The organism is Vibrio sp. Y2-5 (genome assembly GCF_014596725.1).
Taxonomy (GTDB): Bacteria; Pseudomonadota; Gammaproteobacteria; order Enterobacterales; family Vibrionaceae; genus Vibrio.
On record NZ_JACVEG010000003.1, the window covers coordinates 280,202 to 302,883 of the forward strand.

The following is a 22,682-nucleotide window of genomic DNA, read 5'->3' on the forward strand; positions in this document are numbered from 1 at the left end:
AAAGACGAGCACCAATATGGTTAATCGTATACCGCTTGACCATCTTCATAACGAATTTTCACTTTGCACACCATTAAAGCAGCTCGCTCTCCCACCGCTGCATGGCGATTCGGGAACACGATCGCTTCCTCTTCGTTCTTCGCCATAAGTGGTTTGTCACCATCATGTCCAAACACTTCACCGTGCATAAAACTTGTGAAGTTAGAAATGTTATCGTCAAACAAGAAATCAAAATCGTCATGGATGCGAACAATCGTTCGGCTCACACGATACATTGTAGCCTTTCTTGGTAAATGCTCAGATTGGCTTCTGGAAATCAAATCACGTAGAGACAGATCAAATGCCGTTAGACACTGTAAATCGTTAGAACCGATTTCAGCGACATGACCGAGTTCAATCATCATTGCTTGTGCAGCATAGGTTTCCGCACTATACCAGCTAAAGGTGCTTGCTGGCGCATTAGAGAACATCACAGCATCAATGTGGCCACTCTCGACAAAATCCAAGAGCTCTTTGCTGCGCACTGGGTGACGCGATTTAGGGCTGACCGCAAATGAATAATGTTTTGAATCACGAAAAGCACAATGCAAATCTAAATGCCAGCGAGACTTTACATCGCTATCAGCATAAAAATCTTTCATCACCAATTTCAAATTATCTGCAATTACGAGTTCTTGGCTTTCTTTATGAGGTTTTTCGTCAAACAGATGATTCAGATCTTCATCTAATGAACGCACATGCAATTTGGTTGCTTTAGGATTCGCAATAATGAATAAACATCTTTCGTTTACTGTCTGGAAGCCGCTTAGAATATCATTCACGAGCTTATCGACTAGCTCCATCGGCGCAGTTTCATCACCGTGAACACCACAAGAAACAACAATATTTTTGGTGTCAGCATCGTAGTTCTCTGGCACAACTTCCAAAACACCGCGCTGAAGCAATTTGAGAGTGACACCCGCAGGTGTCGACACCGCTGTGGACTTTATCGATTGATCAAGATCTAGACTGTCGAAGAGAAAAGATTGGCGAAATAGAGACTTCGTCATGCGCTACTCCTTTATTGCACAGCGGTATGTTAAAGAATTGAGCAAACAATTTATGTTGAAGCGATCTCACTTATTGAGCTGAACTTCAATATAAAATGAAATATGCCTGCTGTACTTTGATAACCTGTTCGACTATTAACTGAATGACGTTGAGGCGAATTCTATCCTAACTGCTATTGAGACTCTATACCCTAGAAGTTCCAATTCGTTGAAACGCTTGTCTTAAATCTCAATTTTGGATTTTCTTTTGTATTCACTGCGGATTACAGCTCAGAGTTTGGTGCCTTCAGTACTTTTGCTAAACCAGCAGCAACGAAGATAACCTCAGTCGAGATCTCTCCAATCCATTGATTCATCAAACCTGCATGTTCAATAAATAGGTGCGATACCTCACCTTCAGGAGTTAACCCCATACCGACTTCATTGGATACCAAGGTAATATCTGCAGGACTCTGTTTTAACACATCAATAAGATGTTTGATGACCAGCTTTATTTGTATCGAATTGCGCATTTGCCCATGATTGTAAATCACGTTATTCAACCAAAGTGTCAGGCAGTCCACCAGCACTACGTCATCATTAGATAACAGCTTAAGCGTTTGAGCTAACTCATAAGGGCTTTCATGTTCAATCCAGCCTTCTCCGCGCTGATTTTGGTGATGTTGGATTCTAGCCACCATCTCCTCATCAAAGGCGATCGCTGTCGCCACATAATGCAAAGCTTTTGTACTATCAAAATGCACGTTGTTCTTTGCTAATTTCTCAGCAAAACTGGACTTTCCGCTTCTTGCACCACCAAGTATCAAACGTACCGTCACCACTCAGCTCCTAAAACGGAGAAACCATTTTGCGCAAAAACAACGACCATGAGATAGATCATCAATTCCATTAGCTGTTGTGCAGCCCCCAGACAGTCACCGGTAAACCCTCCAAGTCGACTGATCAACCAACGTCTGAATAACTGACGAAAGGTTAAAGCCAAAACAACAAGAGCCACTACTAAGTAGCCATCTAACAATACGCAAGGAATTAATCCTGTGAGAACAACAACCGCCAGCTCGTTGTAACTCTGTTTCTGGGCTAACGGCTTACTCTTGCTGGTATCACTGTCGGAAACATAGGGCGTATTGAAAATAAACGATGACGCAACAGCGCGGCTCAAGGTGTAGCCAACCAACCAAATGGGAGTAAGAGAAATAATGTCGCTGGCTGCAACCAGCAACACATATTTACCCAACAGAGCCATGATTAGCGCAGCGGAGCCATAAGTGCCGATCCGGCTATCTTTCATGATGCTTAGACGGCGTTCTACCGTCATCCCACCGCCTACTCCATCCGCCATATCCGCGAGCCCATCTTCATGGAAAGCTCCGGTTAACATCAGGCTTAGCACCATAGTCAAGAAAACGCTGATTTCAGGCGAAAGAAGGCGATCAACTAGCGCATAAAAGGCTGCACAGACGACCCCTAGAAGTATGCCAACCAGAGCAAAATATCGACCAGACTGATTCATTCTTTCGCTGCTATAAGGCAAGTCAGCGGGAACAGGAATTCGAGAAAAAAAACTGAGCGCCAAAAGAAACAGTTCAAACTGATATTTGAGTTTAGCCAGCATTACACTGTCACTCCAGCCTCAGCAAAGCTCGCCATGTTATTGTAAAACTCTGCTGCTGCATTGATTAGTGGAACTGCGAGAACCGAGCCAGTGCCTTCACCGAGTCTTAAATGCAAGTTCAATAAAGGCGTTGCTTCTAATAACTTGAGCACATTCTTATGCCCTGATTCGTCAGAACAGTGCGCAAAAATCATATAGTCTCGACACTCAGGTTCAATAAGCGTGGCAACATAAGCCGCAACCGTGACAATGAAGCCATCAACTAACACAGGCGTTCGTTTACGATAAGCACCTATAAATGCGCCGGCCATTTGAACGATCTCGTATCCACCGACCTCGGCAAGTACCTCTTTAACACCTTTACCTTTCGCGCGCTCTACACCTTTCGCAACCAATTGATACTTTTTCTCAAGCTGCTGATCGGAAATACCGGTTCCTTTCCCGACGCACTCCTCAACAGACAAATTGGACAGACTGGCTAATAGAGCAGCAGCACTTGACGTATTGGCAATGCCCATTTCGCCAAACATCACCAAATTGCTGCCAGCTTCGATAATGCTCTCAACCAGTGATTGGCCGTAATCTAAGCCCTGTTCAACCTGCTCTAAAGACATAGCCGCTTGGTTAGCAAAGTTCTCGGTGCGGACACCTAAGCGTTGAACAATAAAATCAGGATGCTGCGCGTCCACTGGCAACAAAATACCTGTATCAATAACTTTCATTGCGACATTGTTCGCCCGACAGAAACAATTGATGGCAGCGCCACCAGCCAGAAAATTCAATACCATCTGTTGTGTTACTGCACTAGGAGCAATACTGACCCCTTCATCGGCAATGCCATGATCACCGGCAAAGACCAGGACCGTCGGCTGCTGAATCGAGATGTTTTCAACCGCTTGTTGTTGCCCTTGGCTTTGAATTAATGCCAGTTGATAAGCAACTTGCTCTAACTGCCCCAATGCGCCTAGTGGTTTGGTTTTTTGATTGATACGGTGCCAAATTGCATCGTTAAACGATAGGTCTAACATTATTAATTCCCTGAACAATGCGCTAATTTTCAAATAAGAGATGACGCAGTCTACTCACAAAATCCATTAGACGCCAAACCTACAAAGGCTCAATAAATGAAATACTTGTATATTGTCGAGTAATTAGCTTAATTTCACAGCAAGACACTAAAATAAATGGAAGCAACGATGAAAGACGCCCCTTTTACCGCTACAAGCAAACCCGTTCTCATTATCGCGGGAGCTTCGGGTCTAGTTGGCTCATCTTGTCTAAACATAGCTTTAAATGAGCATGCTCTTGAACATATTTTCACCCTAAGCAGAAAGCCCCTTCCGCCAGAGATTATCTCCGCGGCAAATGGCAAGTTAACCCAACTTATTGATGCAGAACTGAGTATAAAACATTGGGAAGAGAGAGACACTCGCCCACAGTTAGGGATCATTGCACTCGGCACGACATTAAAGCAGGCGGGTTCAAAACAAGGGTTGGAAAAAGTCGATTTAGAACTTGTTTGTCATGTCGCTCAGCAAATGAAACTGCTTGGAGTTGAAAGGTTAGCGGTTGTTTCTAGTTACGGCGCTCATGCACGATCACGTTCTCACTATTTACGTTGCAAAGGTCGCATGGAAGAAACCATTCGCCAAATCGGCTTTACTCATGTCACTTTCGTCAGACCGGGACCGCTAGTGGGTAAACGCGCAATCACTCGCCCCGATGAAGTTCTGCTACAAAACTTTATGAGAGTCGGTAAATACTTGTTGTTTGGAAAACTCAGAAATCTTATTCCAATCACCGCAGAAGTAGTAGCCAGAAGCATGCTTTACAGCTTGTTCGATACAGAATCAAAACATGTCTCTGTACTCGATAGCATCGCGATGCACCACTTGCTTGAGAAATACGGTTAATAGCAGACGCTAACTTGCCTAATAGTTAGCCAGACGGTGGCATAAGTTACTGAACATAGGCTTGTAACACACCATGGTGATTGCTTAGTCGTATGGGGGATGTTCTAATACCTTTAAATCTTTCAGCGATTTGGTAATCACACATGCAGCAGGAAAATTCGCCAACTTACTTCTTCTTCGATTATGAAACTTGGGGCACTAACCCAGCGAAAGATCGTCCTAGTCAGTTTGCTGGCGTACGTACCGATATGGATTTTAATATTATCGGTGAACCATTAGTCATCTACTGCCAATTACCTAGTGATTATTTACCTGCACCCGAAGCGGCACTGATTACAGGTATCACGCCACAAAAGGCGATGGCTCAAGGTCTACCTGAGCCAGAGTTCATTGCTCGTATTCATCACGAACTATCTCAGCCAAATACCACCAGCCTTGGTTACAACAGTATCCGATTTGATGATGAAGTAACGCGCTACACTTGCTATCGCAACTTTTATGACCCGTATTCTTGGAGCTGGCAGAATAGCAACTCGCGTTGGGATTTACTCGATGTGATGCGCGCTTGTCATGCTCTTCGTCCTGAAGGTATTGTTTGGCCTGAAAACGAAGAAGGTTTTACCAGTTTCAAACTGGAACACTTATCAAAAGCTAACGGTATTGAACACGAAAATGCGCACGATGCGATGGCTGACGTGATTGCTACTATTGAGCTGGCCAAGAAAGTCAAAGCGGCACAACCAAAGCTATTTGATTACTTCTTTACTATGCGGCATAAACGCAAGCTCAATGAGTTGGTGGATATCGTCAATATGACACCACTCATGCATGTTTCTGGAATGTTAGGCAGAGAGTGCCAATACACCAGTTGGATTGTGCCTATTGCGTGGCATCCAACCAATCAAAATGCTGTGATCGTGGCTGACTTAGCCAAAGACCCTCAGCCGTTAATTGAGCTTTCCAGTGAAGAATTACATACGCGCTTATATACAAAACGCGACGAACTTGCGCCTGACGAACTGCCAGTACCTGTTAAGTTAGTGCATCTCAACAAGTGTCCTATTCTGGCACCGGCAAAAACGCTGACGGCTGAAAATGCAGAGAAGATAGGCATCAATCGCGAACAGTGTTTAGAGAACTTGGCACTGATTAGACAACACCCAGAAATCAGAGAAAAGCTGGTTGCTCTGTTTTCGATTGAACGTGAATATGAACAGAACACCGATGTGGATACACAGTTGTACGATGGCTTCTTTTCTCCGGCGGACAAAGCGTCAATGGAGATTATCCGTAGTACGCCAGCGGAAAATTTAGCAGCAATGGATATCACTTTTGCGGACAAAAGAATTGAACCTTTGCTGTTCCGCTATCGTGCCCGCCACTTCCCATGGACACTGGATGAAAATGAACAGCGTCGCTGGGCGAATCACTGTCGCGATTTTTATGAATCGCGAATTGAAGATTACATGCTCAATTTAGAAAACTTAGTTCATGAGCATGAGAGTGACGAAAAGAAAATCGCTATTTTAAAATCTGTCTATCAATACGTTTCAAAACTCGTTTCCTAGGGGCATTCCCCTAGGTTTACCTATACATATAAATGGCAACAACGTTTCATGGCTCAAACCGCACTTAAATACCTGGTATCAATGGGAATGATATTTCTCTGTTTACTGGCAGGTAATAACCTTCAATCTTGGTTAGGCATTTCTATTCCTGGTAGCATTATTGGCATGTTGATCCTGTTTGGACTTATGTCGAGCGGACTCTTACCTTCTTCTTGGGTAAAACCAAGTGCGAGCTTATTCATTCGTTATATGGTTCTGCTTTTCATTCCGACCAGTGTCGGTCTTATGGTGCATTTCGACATACTGCTGAACAACATCTGGCCTATCTTAGCCAGTGCCATCGGTGGCACCACCATAGTGCTTGTGATCCTAGCATTCTCTCTTGATCGCATTTTGAAGAAAGGAGAGCAATGATGTGGTTGTTGGTCACTATTGCAGCGTTCTTTCTCTCTAGATGGGTCGCTCGCAAGTTGAATTCACCCTTTGCCAATCCCCTATTAATAAGCATTGGCATCATCATACCTGCTCTCATATTTTTAAAAGTCCCTTACGAGACTTACGAGCAAGATAACCTATGGGTAAACTACATGCTGCAGCCTGCTGTCGTTGCCTTAGCTTATCCTTTGTATGAGCAACTCCCTCAGATTCGAGCAAACTGGAAAATCATCATGCTTGCCTGTGGTGTAGGAAGCGTGCTTTCTATGCTGACAACAGGGATCATTGCCGCGTCAATGAATGTTGATATCGCTTTAATTGCAGCACTAATGGGCAAATCCGTCACCACACCAATAGCGATGGAAGTGGCAAATAATTTAGGCGGAGAGCCAGCTATTGCAGCCATCATGGTACTGCTGGTCGGTGTATTTGGCGCCATTGTGGCGTACCCGATATATAACCTGCTAAGCATTACGCATCCTATCGCTCGAGGCTTAACCATGGGTAACGTCTCTCACGCACTTGGTACGGCAACTTGCGCGGAAAAAGACCAGAAAGACGCGGCCTTTAGCTCGCTTGCCCTAGTCGTCTGTGGCGTCATTACCTCAGTTCTTGCACCTAGCCTATTTGCTTTTGTACTCTGGTTTGTTCACTAACTCATTGGCATCGCTAACGAATTGGGCTCAGATTGTATTTATCTTAAACTCTGAGCCTAACTCCCTACTTCTTAGTTCACATGTGTGACATCACTCTAATTATGAAAACATGTAATCCGTTGCATCTTATAATGAGATTTTGATCGCAGTAAATCTAACGTATTTCCCTACACTAAAGCTCAATGTATTTATTAGGAATAACTATGAAAGGCCGTATTGAACAGGCATTAGCAAACATGCAAAAGCCGATGGCGGAGTTTTTGTCGCCAATCGTATTAGCTGATGATTTTGACGCGACTCTATCTCCTGACCAATTTAAGCAACTACTTTCCGTTACAGGAATGAGTGACGCAGACCTTCGTATTGAGTTACTGCCTATCGCGGCAGCATATGCTTATGTACCTATTTCGAAATTTTATGTTGGAGCTCTGGCTCGTGGATTGTCTGGCCGCATTTATTTCGGTGGCAACATGGAATTCTCCAAAGTTCAGATGGGACAAACCATTCACGCAGAACAAGCCGCTATCAGCCACGCTTGGATGAAAGGTGAAGAAGGTATCAGTGATATCACAGTGAATTACAGTCCTTGTGGTCACTGTCGTCAGTTCATGAATGAGCTCACCACTTCTAAAAGCTTGATGATCCAATTACCAAAACGTGATGCCAACTCTCTGCAATACTACTTGCCAGAATCCTTCGGCCCAGCCGACCTAGGTATCACCCAAGTACTCATGCACAAAAACGATCACGGTTACAACGGCGAAGACTTAGAGCCAATGATGCAATCTGCCGTTGCAGCACTCAACAGCAGCTATGCCCCTTACTCTGAAAATTTAAGTGGTGTGGCATTGAAATCGTCATCAGGTGAAACATATTTGGGCGCATATGCTGAAAACGCAGCTTTCAACCCAAGTTTGCCGCCACTTCAAGTAGCTTTGATTCAAATGAGAATGGCTGGCGAATCTTTTGACAACATTGAAGCTGCAACACTTGCTGAACTTGAGAAAGGCAGTGTGAGTCACTTTATCGATACACAAGCGACGCTTGCGTCACTGAGTTCTTCTTTGCAACTAAGCTATATCGCGCTTTAATCGAACCTTAGTAATGCAAAAGCCAGACACTCGTCTGGCTTTTTTGTTTTCAGTGATTGTCTCATCAAACCTACTTGGCAAACTTTTCTAGAGCTTGGTTTTTATCCATAGGTTTAAAGAAATAATAGCCCTGAATTTCATCGACCTTCCACACATTCAACTTACGAAGCTGAGAAGCGGTTTCGACACCTTCCGCCACGGTTGTCATACCGAGCTCCTGAGACATATGAATAATGTTCCTGACTAAGGTCTTTGCTTTGTCGTTAACATCTAAATTATCAATATACGACTTATCAAGCTTGATGATATCAAGCGGGAAGTTACACAATGAGCTAAATGAAGAGTACCCCGTACCAAAATCATCCAGCGCAAGCTGAACACCCAAAGATTTAATCGCTTCCATTCGTTCAACGATCTCGTCTTCAGCACCTAACAAAATACTTTCCGTTAACTCCAATACCAGTTGTCCCGGTAACAACTGGTATTTCTCTATCAGGTTGACTAAAGTCTCCACCAAACTCTTATGGTGGAAATGAGGTGTCGACAAATTCACATGGATACTCAACCTGTTTTGCGAAGAACTGGTGCTCTTTTGCTGAATATCACTGATAAACTGACACGCCTGTTCAAGAATCACTTCGCCTAACTCAACGATCAATCGGCGTTGTTCAGCTAGCGGCACAAACAGTCCCGGAGAGACCATACCTAGTGTAGGATGGTGCCATCTTGCCAGCGCTTCAAAACCAACCACCTGACCGTTACTTGCATTCACAATAGGTTGGTAATAAGCAACAATTTCACCACTTTTAAGTGCTTTCATTATGTCGCGATTCAAAGCTAGCGACTCTTGTGACCTTTTAATCAGATTATCATCAACGGTCACCAGCCCCTTTCTACCTGTCGATTTAATCTCTGTTAACGCATAAAGTCCGACATAGCTGAAGTCCTCAAAATTCGCAAAGCTCGAAGAAGAACGAACAAACACCGCTTTTAAACCGATATCGAACTCAAAACCAGAAACACTGATCTTTGATGAGTAGCTATCTAGCAATCTGTTTGCCACTCTTTCTAGTTGGCGATAGTCTTCTTCAACACACCAAACCAAGAACTCATTTTCGCTGATTCGGCCAGTGAACTCGTCACCAAAACGACTCAGCAAATTATCAGCAAGGTGTTTTAAAACGCTGTCATGAACCAGATGTCCGTAAACTTCATCGATCTCTTTGAGCCTAGAAGCGTTGAAATAGACGACTGAGAAATTCTGTTCTTGATCTGAACTGTGGAAAAAGCCCTTGATAAGATTGATCACAGTCGGACGATTCAATAGTCCTGTTGCCGAATCTCGATGAGTTAAGGAGTCAATTAATACCGCTTGTTGTTTCTGTTCACTAATATCTTTTATCGACAACATAACAGCCATCTTGCCGTCTTGTTCAAATTGGGTCGCTTCAATCACACAGTGTACGGTTTCGCCATAGCAGTTGTTAAGACCCGCTTCAAACTGACGTAAGCCCTGACTCAAATTGATAAACAGTTGTTCAGCGCTGCAAATAGAATCACTACTGTGAGCACACAGCGTTTCCACATGTTGACCTATCAAATCACTGCGCTGATATCCAAGCAAAACTAACAATGCTTCGTTCACGTCAGCAATCAATTGATCGACCACAAGCACCATACCCAGTGTTTGGCTGTGATATAGCGCATCGAATTTTTGCAACGTATCTTTTAGCTTACCTTCTGTTTTTGAGGAGTTGTTAGCCAAAAACTGTACCAAAGTCGTGATGCGTTCAAACTCATCCCTATGGCCTTCAAGGTTCACTTCCTCACTCGAAATCAGCGCTTTTATGTCCTGTTCAAAGTAACTGAATCTTTTACCCACGTTATTACGGAACAGAATAAACACAATAATAGAAACAAAGGTTGCTACCAGACTAATAGCAATAATCAGGTAGTAAAAAACCGACTCACCTTTTTGGTAATAGGTACGAGGCTCACGTGTTTCTAAAACAGCGATTTTTTCACCAGAAATGCTATTAAGTGGCGTGTTGTGGTAGAGCTCTGAGTCCGTACGGAAAATATCGATATCACCAATGCCCTCCTGATGAATGTGTTCAGGCACACGCTTGATCTCATCAAGAGATGTGACGATAGAGTTTTGAGCAGTTAAGATTCCCGCAAAGTCCGAAGGGAAACGGTCCGACAAAAGCTGCCCCCACAACATCCATCCGGCAAACGCAGCTTCACGAGTTCCGTTACGCACGGGGGTAATACTGACCACCCAGATATCGTCACCCTCTCGGATTAACCCGTAAATACCGCTTTTACTGCTGTCCAGAACGTGTTTCATTTTATTGAGATGTTGAGCAATCCCCTTATCTTCTAGCAGCTTCTGTGCGAAGCTGTTGGGGTCCTCAATACCCCGCCCAAGGCCAGTCACATACTCATGTCGACTATTAATAAAGGACATGAAATCGAGCCCCAGCGAGTCAAGACTATCCATATACAAGTTGCGTTCTTCAAAACCGGTATCCGATTGTGTGAGAAGATCGTAGGCCTCACTCCAGTAAGCCCAGTCATGGGAGGCTTCTTCCTGCCTAACACTCAATGAATCAATGACGGCATAAGCTTGTGAACTAGCTCTATGAATCTCAATATTTTCCAGTTCATTGAGACTGTAGAGAAAGAAATAGCGGGTGAGAAAAAGACTACTGAAAATGATGCTAGCAAGTCCAACCGCAAATAAAAATGCAGTTTTCGTATGCAGAGTAACAAAGCGTAAGCGAGATGGTGTATTCAAGTAGCGTTTCAACTCTCAAGTTAACATTTGCGATACAAATAACACAAATTGGCTAAGAATTTAATGATAAACGTCGAATTACAATATGAAATAAAATATAAAATCTATAAGTATTTGGAACCAATACCTCTTATTGGGTATCTTCTTACAATGAAAACTGTCAATTTAATATTTCTCTGTCGGGTCGTTTACTTGAACAGCGATAAGCAGATGTACACCCTATCAACATTTGTATACAAAGCGCACAGATTAATGCCTATGCCCATGACGATGAGTTAATAGCCTGATAATTTTACTTTCTTTTCGTGTCAAACACTCGTAAGGATACCTATGTTTGAACAAGTTGTTCGGATACTGTTCCCCGTAATGGCGCTTGTCATTATTGGCTATGTTGTTGGTCGTTGGCTCAAACCTGATTTTCGTCCGATAAACAGAATCAACATGGATGCCTTTCTTCCGGCTCTGGTATTTTCTTCACTCTCCACCATGCCAATTAGCGCTAAAGAACTTCCCCTTATTTATGCTTCATTAGTATCCGTGCTTATTCCCGGGTTACTTATGATTCCGATATGCAAATTTGGTGGCTGGAACTTTAAAGCCTGGGCCCCTCTGCATATGTTCAGAAACAGTGGTAACTTGGCCATTACTTTGTTCACCTACGCTTTCGGTTCACAAGCGCTTTCTTCTGCGGTACTGCTGTTTGTTGTTTCTGCTTGTTTACACATCAGCCTCGGATTAGCCGTATTAAGCAAAGGAAGCTCATTTAAACAGATTTTTACAGCACCAGTATTTATCGCCGCTACCGCGGCCATGGGCTTTAATTTGTCGGGAACCAATGTCTGGGAACCACTGTATGAAGCAACAAAACTTCTTGGGCAGGCAGCCGTGCCTGTTATGTTGCTATCATTGGGCGCACAGATGACCAACATGAAAATGTCCGGCTTGAAAGTGGGACTGATCTCAACCGCTCAATCACTTTTTACAGGTGCAATAGCATTTGCCTGTATTTACTACTTCATTCCACTACCGCCGATGCAGTTAAAAATGATGGTGTTATTCACTATGCTTCCACCAGCAGTAATGAACTATCTCTTTGCGGAGCGATATAAGATTGAAGCAACCAATGTCGCCTCCATGGTGTTGTTTGGTAATTTCCTCAGTATTTTTACTCTACCTCTGTTACTCATTTTTGCCTTCTCACTATAGAGAATGCGATATGTAAACTTAGGTCAACAAGAGTAAAACTATATAAAGTCGCTATCTTCACTGAAGTCGCGAAACTACAATTAAACCATAGGAAACATGTGGAATAATTGTCATGAAAAAAATAACCTTACTCATCATTCTGTTGTGGCTGCCATCGGTGTGGCTTACATGGCAACCCGATGCCAATTATTTCTACTGGCGTCATCAACTCACCATGCTTACAGGTGCACTTGGCTTTGTCTATATGGCTGTAGCAATGTTGCTGGCTATGCGAATCCCAAGTATCGAAGAGTACGTACATGGGCTAGATAAAGGCTACGCCATTCATAAACAAATGGGGATTGGTGCTCTAGTCACTATGGTGATGCATTGGTTATTGATTAAATCAGCGAAATGGTTGGTCAGCCTAGAGATCATTGAAGGCCAACATAAAAGACAACGTCTGAGCCAGTTCGTTGAAAGTATCAACTGGACTCACTGGGCAAAAGTGGTAGGCGAATACACTTTTTATGTCTTTCTCGCGTTTGTAGCCATCAGTCTTATCCAAGCGATCAGCTATCGAAAATTCCGTCTCATACACAAACTGGGTGGTGCTATTTTCCTCGCAGGAACATTTCACAGTGTGTTTCTACTTGATTATCAATGGAGTTCAGCTGGCCTTAACTCACTAATTTGGCTAGCCGCAATTGCAGGATCAATCTTTGCGTTTATTTCACTAACAGGCTCCATTGGTCGTGCGCGCACAGTGGCTGGTCAAGTGACGGCCATCGAACGCATTCAAGATCAAGCAAGTCAATCTCGAGTGCTGCATGTGAAAATAAAGCTCAACGAAATGATGAAATATCGTCCAGGACAGTTTGCTTATCTCAACTTCAATGATGGCGAAGCTCCACATCCGTTTTCGGTGCTTAACTACGATTCCCACAACCAAGAGATGGAGTTCGCGATCAAAGATCTCGGTGACTACACCCATGACCTCTATGACGATTTGTCTGTGGGGAGAAAGGTTGCTGTCGAAGGCGGCTATGGTCGCTTCCAAATACCAAAATCATCAAATCAAGTTTGGATTGGTGCTGGCATCGGTATTGTACCTTTTATCGCATGGTTACACAGTTTGGCTCACCTGCCTCGTTCGACCAGCAGACATATTGATCTGTTCTACTGTCGTGATAATGATGACCAGACGTACTTTGTCAAATTGCTGGAAAAATTGGTAAGCAGATTACCTTGTGTGACGTTGCATGTTTATACCGCTAGCCACAATGAATTCTTGTGTGCGGACCGAGTTGCTCAACACGTTGATTTATCCGAAGCTAGTATCAGTTTTTGTGGGCCTATCAATTTTGGTAACACCCTGAAAAATAGGCTTTTAGGTTTAGGACTTAGCAAGCGGAACTTTCATTCTGAACGGTTTGTGATGCGATAATTAGCTCTCAGACGAAAACAGCGCAAACGTTTGCTTTTGCGGGATATTCCAGTATGATGACGGCAGTTTTTAGTGACTACTACACAATTAAAAGGAATAACTATGTTTGGGACTGCTACACGTGACAATGCAACCCGTGTACTTTTACTTGGCTCTGGTGAACTTGGTAAAGAAGTAGCCATTGAATGTCAACGCTTAGGCCTAGAAGTGATTGCTTGCGACCGCTATGCCGATGCCCCTGCAATGCAAGTCGCTCACCGCAGCCATGTTCTTAACATGCTCGATGGCGACGCACTTCAGAAGATCATCGAACTAGAAAAACCTGATTACGTGGTTCCTGAAATTGAAGCAATCGCCACTCAAAAGTTGGTTGAGCTTGAAGCACAAGGTCTAAATGTAGTTCCTACAGCGAGAGCAGCTCGCCTCACTATGAATCGAGAAGGTATTCGTCGTTTGGCCGCTGAAGAGCTCTCTCTGCCGACCTCTCCTTTTAAGTTTGCAGATAGTTATGAAGATTTCGTTGCTGCGGTTCAACACGTCGGTATTCCATGTGTCTGTAAACCAGTAATGAGCTCTTCAGGCAAAGGCCAGAGCGTGATTAAAACGGAAGCCGACATTGATACTGCGTGGAAATATGCACAAGAAGGCGGTCGCACTGGCGCAGGTCGCGTTATCGTTGAAGGCTTCATCGACTTCGATTACGAAATTACTTTATTAACCGTACGTGCTGTAGACGGCGTTCACTTCTGTGCGCCAATAGGCCACCGTCAGGAGGATGGTGACTATCGTGAATCATGGCAGCCACAAGCAATGTCTGAAAACGCGCTTAAAGCCGCAGAGTATGTTGCAGAGCAAATCGTGAACGCCCTTGGTGGATACGGTATCTTCGGTGTTGAGTTATTTGTCAAAGGTGATCATGTTATCTTTAACGAAGTCTCTCCTCGCCCACACGATACTGGTTTAGTAACGTTGACGTCTCAAGATGTGTCGGAATTTGCATTACACGTTCGTGCTTTTACAGGTATGCCTATTGGTCAAATTACCCAATATGGTCCGTCTGCTTCAGTTGCGATTCTTGGTCAAGGCACGTCAACCAATATCCGCTTTGATGGCATTGGAGAAGCACTGTCAGTACCTCAATCTCAAATCCGCCTATTTGGAAAACCAGAAATTGATGGTCGACGCCGCTTAGGTGTCGCACTTGCTCGTGGTAAAGATACAACCGAAGCGGTAGACAAAGCATTAGAATGTGCGAAAGCTGTGAAGATAGTTTACTAATCTCAACGTCTGAAACCTTCACGACCACTCTTGGTAAAGGTTAAGCACTAAAAAAATAACCCAGCATTGCTGGGTTATTTTTGTTTCAGGATTTAGTTTTTGATCAACCAAACCTCTTCTGAAAATCTCGATAAACCTTTTTTGGCTCTTTTTGGATGCTGTGCGTTCGCACTATCCTGATGCAACCTTTCAACCGAGAATTCCGCAAACAGTTGCTCTATTTCACCTTGAGGAACACTGAACGGAGGCCCAGCCATTTCGTGTTGTTCGTAGTCCAAAGTGACTAACAGAATACGTCCCCCTGGATTTAGCAACGACTTGAGTCTTTCTATATACTCTTTACGCATCTCTTCAGGCAACGCAATAAGCGCAGCTCTATCGTAAACAATATCGTATGTCTCTACAGGCGCTGTGAAATAGTCACCGGTGTAAATCGATAGTTCGTCAAACTGATACAACTCGTGGTGCGCATTCAGTTGAATCACTAACGGAGTATAAAAATGTTCAGCAAAAAAAGAACGAACAGCAATAGAGCTTAGTTCCACACCATGCACTTGATTATGCTTTGTTGCCAACCACACTAAATCTTCACTTTTACCACATAAAGGAACAAAGACTTTTTCTTCTCTTTTAGGCTCGGTTCTGTGCCAGTGTTCTATCAATAGCGGATTGACGTCTTCAAGATGGAAACCAATCTGGTTGGACGCCCACTTGCTGTGCCAGAATTCAGGATCTTTCATCAACACTCTCTAAATATGTTTAGCTTGTTACCGCATAAGGTTAACCATTTCTCATTTACAGAGATAGTCAAATTTTACTCAGCATAAGAAGAAACATTCATTTACAACCGATTAGGGAACTCTAAACACCAGTTAATACTCTTATCTACACAAGCTAAAAATGTGAACTGATAGACAATAACTATATTGAGTCGGCTGCTTAGATTGAATTCAACGCATACAGCCCCATTTCACTAATACAGCTTCTTGAAATTTGTTAACTGAAAAACGCGCCTTTAAATGCCACTTTTGATTTTTCAGCACAAACCAAGGAGAGTGAATGAGCCAGTTCCTGCGCACTGCGGCTTTAATGCTTCTAGTATTGAGCCGAGCACCGGCATTCGCAGCTGTGCCCCCTACCATGCCAGCAGAGGCACAGGGCGGTGAATTTGAAAATCAACTCACCTCTAAGCGCTTTAAACACAGCTTAAGCGGTTTATATTCTATTTCCAGCACACAAGAATCCGTATATCAACCCTATACCGACTTCGATGTTCTTTACAGCAAATCACACTACGCGCAGGCAGAGCTCGAAACCTTATGTAAAAGTACTGCGCTATTAACCTCAACCGAAGCCTACTTTGCGGGCGTGAAATCTGCTCAGCGAGCCAAAGTAAAAGTTCTTACCGAACTTGATGGTGACGTCACTCGTATCACCGACTTAGCACGAGCAACCATTGTAGCGAACGATGTATCCAGTCTTATGGATGCGTATGAGACACTAAGCAAAGAAGCAACGATAGTTAAAGTGAAGAATCGCTTTAAATCTCCCGCTCCTTCTGGCTATCGCGATTTGAATATTCTTATCGAGTTACCTAAGACGGGTATTATTGCGGAAGTGCAATTTCACTTAAAAGCGATTGCCGATGTAAAGAGTGGCGCAGAGCATAAGCTTTATGAACAAATCCAGCACATTGAACGTGTTGCAAAACGAGAACAACGTCCATTAACTTCACTCGAAACAGCCAAGATCAAACGTATGCGTAGTGAATCGAAAAACCTCTATCAGCAGGCTTGGCAACCCTACATCACCACTCATATTCAAGCAGCATAAAAACTTCAACCACCGTCAAAGGTGGTTGATACTTCATAGAACACTTCATATAAAACAAAAGACCACGCGATATGGCGTGGTCTAATACTGGCGACTATTTCGCGACTTTTATGTTCTCAACGCGGGCTTTTAATTTTTGCCCCGGACGGAACGTAACAACTCGTCGAGCGGTAATCGGAATGTCTTCACCCGTTTTTGGATTTCGACCAGGACGTTCATTCTTGTCTCGTAAATCAAAATTACCAAAACCGGAGAGTTTTACCTGTTCGCCACTTTCTAGTGCTTTACGAATTTCTTCAAAAAACACTTCAACCGTTTCCTTGGCATCCCGTTTGCTAAACCCGAGTTTTTCGAACAGGTTTTCAGCCAATTCGGCCTTTGTGAGCGCCATAAAACTTCCCTCAAAGCTATGTTAAACCTTGCTGTCCTACGACAGCGCCAGAGCAATTTTGCTTAGCCAATCAACGACATATCAGCTTTACGAGAAAAGTGTATGCCAAGCTTATGATTTTCGCCAACTTTTTTATTTAACGCGAACTTGCTAAAGCATTAAATCACACACATATAATTCTGATGGGAGCATAATTTAAAACTAAAAAACCGATAATGAAAAACATAAACAACGCAAAAAAACTTAAATGCGTTTATTTTTAAGAATTTTAATCTTATTGCATGATTTTGAAAATTTTTTCGACCATACCAGAACAATTTAGATATTTATCAATAAATTACATTTTTCCTAAACTGGAGACAATTCAATGTTGGTTTCTCAACATTACAGCGAAAAAAAAGCAGGTTATACAACCTGCTTTTATGCGTGAATATATTTAGTTGAAATTAGTCACGTAGACTAGCACCAAACTGTTCAGATACCGCTTTAACGATAGCTTCTACTGCTGCAGCAATATCCGCTTCTTCCAGCGTACGTTCAACTGATTGTAGCGTCAGTGCGATAGCAAGGCTCTTCTTGCCTTCTTCCACACCTTTACCTACGTATACATCGAACAGTTTTGCTTCTTTTAGAAGTTCGCCGCCAGATACGTAACAAGCAGAGACAATATCACCAGATGCAATGTTTTCATCAACAACAACCGCAATGTCACGACGGTTTGAAGGGAACTTCGACACAGAAGCGGCTTCAGGAATCACACGCGAATTAATTGCATTCCACTCGATTTCGAATACTACTGTGCGACCGTTCAGGCCAAACTTACGCTCAAGTTCTGGGTGAACAGTACCAATCACACCCACTTGTTTACCATCTACGATAATCGCAGCAGATTGACCTGGGTGTAGCGCAGGATGACGAGTCGCAGCAAAGCTGTAAGCTTTTTCATTCGCAGAGAGCTCGAGAATAGCTTCTAGATCGCCTTTCAAGTCGAAGAAATCAACCGTTGCCGTTTCAATACCCCAGTGCTCTTCACCGCGAGTACCCGCAATAACACCTGCAAGCATCGGCTCTTGGCGCATGCCGTTTTCTGCCGTCTCACATGGGATGAAACGTAGACCATATTCGAACAGACGAACACGTGGTTGCTGACGTTTTTGGTTGTGAACAACGGTGTTTAGCAGACCTTGAATAAGACCTAAACGCATCGCTGACATATCCGCAGAAATTGGGAATGGCAGAATGAGAGGTTCAACATCGTTAACGATCAGTTTTTGTTGCTCAGGTTCAACGAAGCTGTATGTGATTGCTTCGTGGTAACCACGGTCAACAAGAAGGTCACGAACGCGTTTAAGCGGTAGATTCGCTTCTTTGTGATCATTCATGTTTAGCGCAGCAACTGGTGCTTGGTTTGGAATATTGTTGTAACCGTAGATACGACCAACTTCTTCAATCAAATCTTGCTCAATCGCAATATCGAAACGCCATGTTGGTGCGGTTGCAGTCCAACCAGCTTCTGTCGCTTCAACAGACATACCAAGACGCTCTAAGATCTCAACCACTTCTGCATCTGCAATGTGGTGGCCTAGAAGGTTATCAAGTTTAGTACGACGTAGTGATACTGTATTTGGTTTAGGTAGGTCTGCTTCAGACTCAACCGCAACAACAGGTGCTACTTCACCACCACAGATGTCAACTAGAAGCTGAGTAGCACGTTCCATTGCGTTTACTTGTAGTGCGAAATCCACTCCACGTTCAAAACGCATTGAAGAATCAGTGTGCAAACCGTAGCTACGAGCGCGACCACGGATATGGTCTGGAGCAAAGAATGCACACTCTAACAGCACGTCTTTAGTTTCAGTGCTAACGCCTGAACCTTCACCACCGAAGATACCTGCAATCGCAAGAGCTTGTTTGTGGTCAGCAACAACTAGCGTGTTGTCGTTTAGTTCAGCTTCTGTACCATCTAGAAGAGTTAGCTTCTCGCCCTGCTCTGCCATACGCACAACAATTCCACCTTCAACTTTTGCTAAGTCGAACGCGTGCATTGGTTGACCTTGCTCTAGAAGAATGTAGTTTGTGATGTCTACAACTGGATCGATTGAACGAATACCACAACGACGTAGCTTTTCTTGCATCCAAAGTGGCGTTTCAGCTTGTACGTTTACGTTCTTGATAACACGACCAAGATAACGTGGACATGCCGCTGGTGCTTTCACTTCGATAGAAACTACATCATCGATTGAAGGTGCAACTGGCGCTACTGGAGGTTCAGTGACGTCTGCGCGGTTTAGAACACCCACTTCACGAGCCATACCACGAATGCTGAAGCAGTCAGCGCGGTTTGCAGTTAAATCGACATCAACTGTTACGTCATTTAGACCTAAGAACTCACGGAAATCGGTACCGATAACCGCATCTTCAGCCAACTCCATGATGCCTTCTGACTCAACATCGATACCAAGTTCAGAGAATGAACAAAGCATGCCGTGCGAAGGTTGACCACGTAGTTTTGCTTTTTTGATTTTGAAATCGCCCGGAAGTACAGCACCTACAGTTGCAACAGCAACTTTAAGGCCTTGACGGCAGTTTGGTGCGCCACAAACGATGTCTAAAAGTTCTTCTTCACCCACGTCAACTTTAGTCACGCGTAGTTTGTCTGCATCTGGATGCTGACCACACTCAACAACGTGACCGACTTTTACGCCAGTGAATTCGCCAGCCACTGGAAGTACGTCGTCGACTTCTAGACCAGCCATAGTGATTTGGTGCGTTAGTTCGTCAGTAGTAACCGCTGGGTTTACCCACTCACGAAGCCATGATTCGCTGAATTTCATTGTGTATTTACCCTTGAATTACTTGAACTGTTTAAGGAAACGAAGATCGTTTTCGAAGAACGCTCGTAGGTCGTTAACGCCGTAACGAAGCATAGTTAAACGCTCTACGCCCATACCGAATGCGAAACCAGAGTATTTTTCAGGGTCGATACCAACACTGCGCAGTACGTTAGGGTGAACCATGCCACAACCTAGTACTTCTAGCCATTTGCCGTTTTTGCCTTTCACATCAACTTCTGCTGAAGGTTCAGTGAATGGGAAGTATGAAGGACGGAAACGGACTTCAACTTCTTCTTCGAAGAAATTGCATAGGAAATCGTTCAAGATGCCTTTTAGCTGAGCGAAGTTTACGTTCTCATCAACCAACATACCTTCCACTTGGTGGAACATTGGAGTATGTGTTTGGTCGTAGTCATTACGGTATACACGGCCCGGTGCGATGAAACGGAATGGTGGCTTACCATTTTCCATGGTACGGATTTGTACACCTGAAGTGTGAGTACGCAACATCAAATCTGGGTTGAAGAAGAATGTATCGTGGTCAGTACGAGCTGGGTGATCTTCTGCAATGTTTAGCGCATCAAAGTTGTGGAATGCATCTTCGATTTCAGGACCAGACTCAGTGCTAAAGCCTAATTCGCCGAAGAACTTCTCAATACGCTCGACAGTGCGGGTCACTGGGTGAAGACCACCATTTTCGATACGACGACCAGGTAGTGTCACATCGATAGTTTCTGCCGCTAGCTTAGCTTCTAATTCTGCGCTTTGCAGAGCGTCTTTACGCAATGCGATCGCTTTTTGAACTTCGGCTTTTGCCACGTTGATTTCTTGGCCAGCTGTACGACGTTCTTCTGGTGGTAGCTTACCTAGGCTTTGAAGTTGAACCGTTAGTTCACCTTTCTTACCCAGATACTGAACACGCACTTCATCAAGTGCAACTAACGACGACGCAGCTTCAATCGCTGTTGTCGCATTAGCAATAATCTCTTGTAGATGTTGCATCGTTTCCTCGTCTGCTGATTAGCAGTTTCCATAAGGAGCCCAAAAGGGTTCCTTCGACTCCAAAAAAGGGAGCCACAAAGAGTTACCGAATGGGTTTCTTGGGATATCTCAAATAGCTTTACATAGTAACGAAAGCTGGCGTCAAAGCCAAATTGAAATACGCTTCAGCCGCACTTTCGTCTAAATATTAAGCAAGAAAATTTGATATAAGTTGGACCAGCAAGAGGAATGTTCGAATCATTAAAATTCAGGCCTATTTAGCCCATAAAATTAGGGCCTGTTGACCCCGCTTTATTTGTTTTCAAATTTCGCGAAACACACTTGATTGCGTCCATGCTGTTTGGCTTGGTAGAGAGCTTTGTCAGCAAGGCTCATAAGTGCAGTATATTCCTTCATTTCTGGATGATACTGCGCCAAACCTACACTGATACTGCCTTGCCAGTTATCTTCGCCGAATGACACTTTCAACTGATTAATCTCCGCCAGTACTTGTTGTGCGATATATAACCCACCCTCTAGGTCGGTATTAGGACAGATGACAAAAAATTCATCCCCCCCTAAGCGGCAAACAATATCATCGTTTCGAAACCTCTGTTTTAGACAACGAGAAAGCGTTATCAACACGGCATCCCCCGCTTCGTGCCCCCAAGTATCATTAACTTGCTTGAAATGATCAGCGTCAATCATCATACAAGTGAGATTTGTGCCATCCACTTTAGCGCGCAGCAAACACTCTTGTAGCTGCTGCATTGCTTGTCGGCGATTTGGTAAAGAAGTTAGGCTGTCGGTTAAAGAGAGCTTCTCCAACTGTTTGTTGGCACGATGCAACTGGCGAGTACGTTCTTCAACTTTATCTTCAAGTGATTGATTCAAACGCACCAGCTCTTTGTTACGGGCAGACACTTGCTGAAATAGACCGTTCAACGCATTAAGAAGCGGTTCAATTGCCGCATCTCTCTCTCGTTGTTCGCGCTTATAGGCTTCAAAAGGATCTTCTCCGGCTTCAACCGCCTTGACTTGTCGAGCCATACATTGATCGATACCCAAAATATGATAAGCAAGCCAATGAATAAGAAATTCGAGTAGCAGAACCGCTGGTCGGTGATCGTCGTCGGCAATAAAAGCCTGCATGCTATTAATCTCAAGCATAAAAGAGCGATGAACCTGAATATGTTCGCTGAGATGCTCCTCAGCGATGCCCGCATTACGCATCAATTGTTCTTCTTCTTTGAAATGAAACTCGGCATAGCGTGCTAATTCAAACAGTGCCTTGCGCACATCATCTGTTGACACGTTATTCTCTGACAACAGCCCTCCGTACTGGTTAACGAACCCGACCAAATACAAGTGCTGTTCGTCAACTTCGCTGAGACCTGTTTCAAAATGCTTATCCCACTCAAACGACTTCATCTGTGTTTCTGTTCCTTTCACCAGTGCGAAATGTTCACACTCATATACCCATAAAATATGTAATGTTAACGTCTTTTATTTAAGCACTATACGTTAAGCAATGTTTAAAATTTTGTATTTGAAGCACAGATTGGTTCACATCTATCTGCTTGATACGACAGATTTGAAATACTTA

Annotated in this window: 19 protein-coding genes; 9 read left to right on the forward strand and 10 right to left on the reverse strand. The window is 43.7% G+C overall.

Going from position 1 to position 22,682, the window contains the following annotated elements; genetic code table 11:
- Positions 1-20: 20 nt before the first annotated feature.
- The 4 genes from HUO09_RS10680 to cobT form a co-directional block, all read right to left on the reverse strand.
- Complete coding sequence (locus HUO09_RS10680; RefSeq protein ID WP_188233978.1) at positions 21-1,049, reverse strand: succinylglutamate desuccinylase; 1,029 nt, start codon at positions 1,047-1,049, stop codon at positions 21-23.
- 263 nt (positions 1,050-1,312) lie between these two features.
- Positions 1,313-1,867: a bifunctional adenosylcobinamide kinase/adenosylcobinamide-phosphate guanylyltransferase gene (gene cobU, locus HUO09_RS10685; protein WP_188233979.1), complete on the reverse strand. Its 555-nt coding sequence runs from the start codon at positions 1,865-1,867 to the stop codon at positions 1,313-1,315.
- The gene (locus tag HUO09_RS10690; protein WP_188233980.1) at positions 1,864-2,664 is read right to left on the reverse strand and encodes an adenosylcobinamide-GDP ribazoletransferase; all 801 of its coding nucleotides are present in this window, start codon (positions 2,662-2,664) and stop codon (positions 1,864-1,866) included. The genes cobU and HUO09_RS10690 overlap by 4 nt, the downstream gene beginning before the upstream one ends.
- The gene (gene cobT / locus HUO09_RS10695; RefSeq protein ID WP_262926944.1) at positions 2,664-3,710 is read right to left on the reverse strand and encodes a nicotinate-nucleotide--dimethylbenzimidazole phosphoribosyltransferase; all 1,047 of its coding nucleotides are present in this window, start codon (positions 3,708-3,710) and stop codon (positions 2,664-2,666) included. The genes HUO09_RS10690 and cobT overlap by 1 nt, the downstream gene beginning before the upstream one ends.
- A gap of 150 nt (positions 3,711-3,860) precedes the next feature.
- Between cobT and HUO09_RS10700 the strand changes: the two genes are divergently transcribed.
- The 5 genes from HUO09_RS10700 to cdd all read left to right on the forward strand — a co-directional run bounded on the left by HUO09_RS10700 (position 3,861) and on the right by cdd (position 8,327).
- Complete coding sequence (locus HUO09_RS10700; protein WP_188233982.1) at positions 3,861-4,577, forward strand: NAD(P)H-binding protein; 717 nt, start codon at positions 3,861-3,863, stop codon at positions 4,575-4,577.
- A 143-nt stretch (positions 4,578-4,720) separates the two neighbouring features.
- Positions 4,721-6,145 (forward strand): exodeoxyribonuclease I, encoded by a 1,425-nt coding sequence (gene sbcB, locus HUO09_RS10705; RefSeq protein ID WP_188233983.1) that lies wholly within the window; start codon positions 4,721-4,723, stop codon positions 6,143-6,145.
- A gap of 48 nt (positions 6,146-6,193) precedes the next feature.
- Positions 6,194-6,559 (forward strand): CidA/LrgA family protein, encoded by a 366-nt coding sequence (locus HUO09_RS10710; RefSeq protein ID WP_167412859.1) that lies wholly within the window; start codon positions 6,194-6,196, stop codon positions 6,557-6,559.
- Positions 6,559-7,236, forward strand: a complete 678-nt coding sequence (locus HUO09_RS10715) for an LrgB family protein (RefSeq protein ID WP_167412871.1) — start codon at positions 6,559-6,561, stop codon at positions 7,234-7,236. Before HUO09_RS10710 ends, HUO09_RS10715 begins: the two co-directional genes overlap by 1 nt.
- A gap of 203 nt (positions 7,237-7,439) precedes the next feature.
- Positions 7,440-8,327 carry a cytidine deaminase gene (cdd, locus tag HUO09_RS10720; RefSeq protein WP_188233984.1) on the forward strand — a complete coding sequence of 296 codons (888 nt, stop codon included), beginning with the start codon at positions 7,440-7,442 and terminating at the stop codon, positions 8,325-8,327.
- A gap of 70 nt (positions 8,328-8,397) precedes the next feature.
- Here cdd and HUO09_RS10725 read toward each other — a convergent pair whose 3' ends face one another.
- Complete coding sequence (locus HUO09_RS10725; protein ID WP_223159392.1) at positions 8,398-11,127, reverse strand: EAL domain-containing protein; 2,730 nt, start codon at positions 11,125-11,127, stop codon at positions 8,398-8,400.
- Between the two features lie 330 nt (positions 11,128-11,457).
- Here HUO09_RS10725 and HUO09_RS10730 point away from each other — a divergent pair, with 330 nt between their 5' ends.
- From HUO09_RS10730 to purT, 3 genes are all read left to right on the forward strand, one after another.
- Positions 11,458-12,333 carry an AEC family transporter gene (locus HUO09_RS10730; protein WP_188233986.1) on the forward strand — a complete coding sequence of 292 codons (876 nt, stop codon included), beginning with the start codon at positions 11,458-11,460 and terminating at the stop codon, positions 12,331-12,333.
- Between the two features lie 112 nt (positions 12,334-12,445).
- Complete coding sequence (locus HUO09_RS10735; RefSeq protein WP_188233987.1) at positions 12,446-13,759, forward strand: ferric reductase-like transmembrane domain-containing protein; 1,314 nt, start codon at positions 12,446-12,448, stop codon at positions 13,757-13,759.
- A 102-nt stretch (positions 13,760-13,861) separates the two neighbouring features.
- Positions 13,862-15,037, forward strand: a complete 1,176-nt coding sequence (purT, locus tag HUO09_RS10740) for a formate-dependent phosphoribosylglycinamide formyltransferase (protein ID WP_167412864.1) — start codon at positions 13,862-13,864, stop codon at positions 15,035-15,037.
- Between the two features lie 92 nt (positions 15,038-15,129).
- Here purT and HUO09_RS10745 read toward each other — a convergent pair whose 3' ends face one another.
- The gene (locus HUO09_RS10745) at positions 15,130-15,777 is read right to left on the reverse strand and encodes a thiopurine S-methyltransferase (RefSeq protein WP_167412865.1); all 648 of its coding nucleotides are present in this window, start codon (positions 15,775-15,777) and stop codon (positions 15,130-15,132) included.
- Between the two features lie 319 nt (positions 15,778-16,096).
- Between HUO09_RS10745 and HUO09_RS10750 the strand changes: the two genes are divergently transcribed.
- Positions 16,097-16,870: a phosphoribosylglycinamide formyltransferase gene (locus tag HUO09_RS10750; protein ID WP_167412866.1), complete on the forward strand. Its 774-nt coding sequence runs from the start codon at positions 16,097-16,099 to the stop codon at positions 16,868-16,870.
- A gap of 94 nt (positions 16,871-16,964) precedes the next feature.
- Here HUO09_RS10750 and ihfA read toward each other — a convergent pair whose 3' ends face one another.
- The 4 genes from ihfA to HUO09_RS10770 all read right to left on the reverse strand — a co-directional run bounded on the left by ihfA (position 16,965) and on the right by HUO09_RS10770 (position 22,507).
- On the reverse strand, positions 16,965-17,261 hold the full coding sequence (gene ihfA, locus HUO09_RS10755; protein WP_042488443.1) for an integration host factor subunit alpha: 297 nt from the start codon (positions 17,259-17,261) through the stop codon (positions 16,965-16,967).
- Positions 17,262-17,707: 446 nt separating this feature from the next.
- Entirely contained in the window at positions 17,708-20,095 is a 2,388-nt protein-coding gene (pheT, locus tag HUO09_RS10760; protein WP_188233988.1) for a phenylalanine--tRNA ligase subunit beta, read from the reverse strand.
- Between the two features lie 18 nt (positions 20,096-20,113).
- Positions 20,114-21,097: a phenylalanine--tRNA ligase subunit alpha gene (gene pheS / locus HUO09_RS10765; protein ID WP_042488441.1), complete on the reverse strand. Its 984-nt coding sequence runs from the start codon at positions 21,095-21,097 to the stop codon at positions 20,114-20,116.
- A 291-nt stretch (positions 21,098-21,388) separates the two neighbouring features.
- On the reverse strand, positions 21,389-22,507 hold the full coding sequence (locus tag HUO09_RS10770) for a GGDEF domain-containing protein (protein WP_188233989.1): 1,119 nt from the start codon (positions 22,505-22,507) through the stop codon (positions 21,389-21,391).
- Between the last annotated feature and the right edge of the window lie 175 nt (positions 22,508-22,682).

Bases quoted from the DNA above. Each gene is read 5' to 3' on its own strand.
- cdd (WP_188233984.1), top strand. From the start codon at position 7,440: ATGAAAGGCCGTATTGAACAGGCATTAGCAAACATGCAAAAGCCGATG.
- HUO09_RS10710 (WP_167412859.1), top strand. From the start codon at position 6,194: ATGGCTCAAACCGCACTTAAATACCTGGTATCAATGGGAATGATATTT.
- ihfA (WP_042488443.1), bottom strand. From the start codon at position 17,261: ATGGCGCTCACAAAGGCCGAATTGGCTGAAAACCTGTTCGAAAAACTC.
- purT (WP_167412864.1), top strand. From the start codon at position 13,862: ATGTTTGGGACTGCTACACGTGACAATGCAACCCGTGTACTTTTACTT.
- sbcB (WP_188233983.1), top strand. From the start codon at position 4,721: ATGCAGCAGGAAAATTCGCCAACTTACTTCTTCTTCGATTATGAAACT.
- HUO09_RS10680 (WP_188233978.1), bottom strand. From the start codon at position 1,049: ATGACGAAGTCTCTATTTCGCCAATCTTTTCTCTTCGACAGTCTAGAT.
- HUO09_RS10730 (WP_188233986.1), top strand. From the start codon at position 11,458: ATGTTTGAACAAGTTGTTCGGATACTGTTCCCCGTAATGGCGCTTGTC.
- HUO09_RS10745 (WP_167412865.1), bottom strand. From the start codon at position 15,777: ATGAAAGATCCTGAATTCTGGCACAGCAAGTGGGCGTCCAACCAGATT.
- pheS (WP_042488441.1), bottom strand. From the start codon at position 21,097: ATGCAACATCTACAAGAGATTATTGCTAATGCGACAACAGCGATTGAA.
- HUO09_RS10690 (WP_188233980.1), bottom strand. From the start codon at position 2,664: ATGCTGGCTAAACTCAAATATCAGTTTGAACTGTTTCTTTTGGCGCTC.
- HUO09_RS10700 (WP_188233982.1), top strand. From the start codon at position 3,861: ATGAAAGACGCCCCTTTTACCGCTACAAGCAAACCCGTTCTCATTATC.
- HUO09_RS10715 (WP_167412871.1), top strand. From the start codon at position 6,559: ATGTGGTTGTTGGTCACTATTGCAGCGTTCTTTCTCTCTAGATGGGTC.
- HUO09_RS10750 (WP_167412866.1), top strand. From the start codon at position 16,097: ATGAGCCAGTTCCTGCGCACTGCGGCTTTAATGCTTCTAGTATTGAGC.
- pheT (WP_188233988.1), bottom strand. From the start codon at position 20,095: ATGAAATTCAGCGAATCATGGCTTCGTGAGTGGGTAAACCCAGCGGTT.
- HUO09_RS10735 (WP_188233987.1), top strand. From the start codon at position 12,446: ATGAAAAAAATAACCTTACTCATCATTCTGTTGTGGCTGCCATCGGTG.
- HUO09_RS10770 (WP_188233989.1), bottom strand. From the start codon at position 22,507: ATGAAGTCGTTTGAGTGGGATAAGCATTTTGAAACAGGTCTCAGCGAA.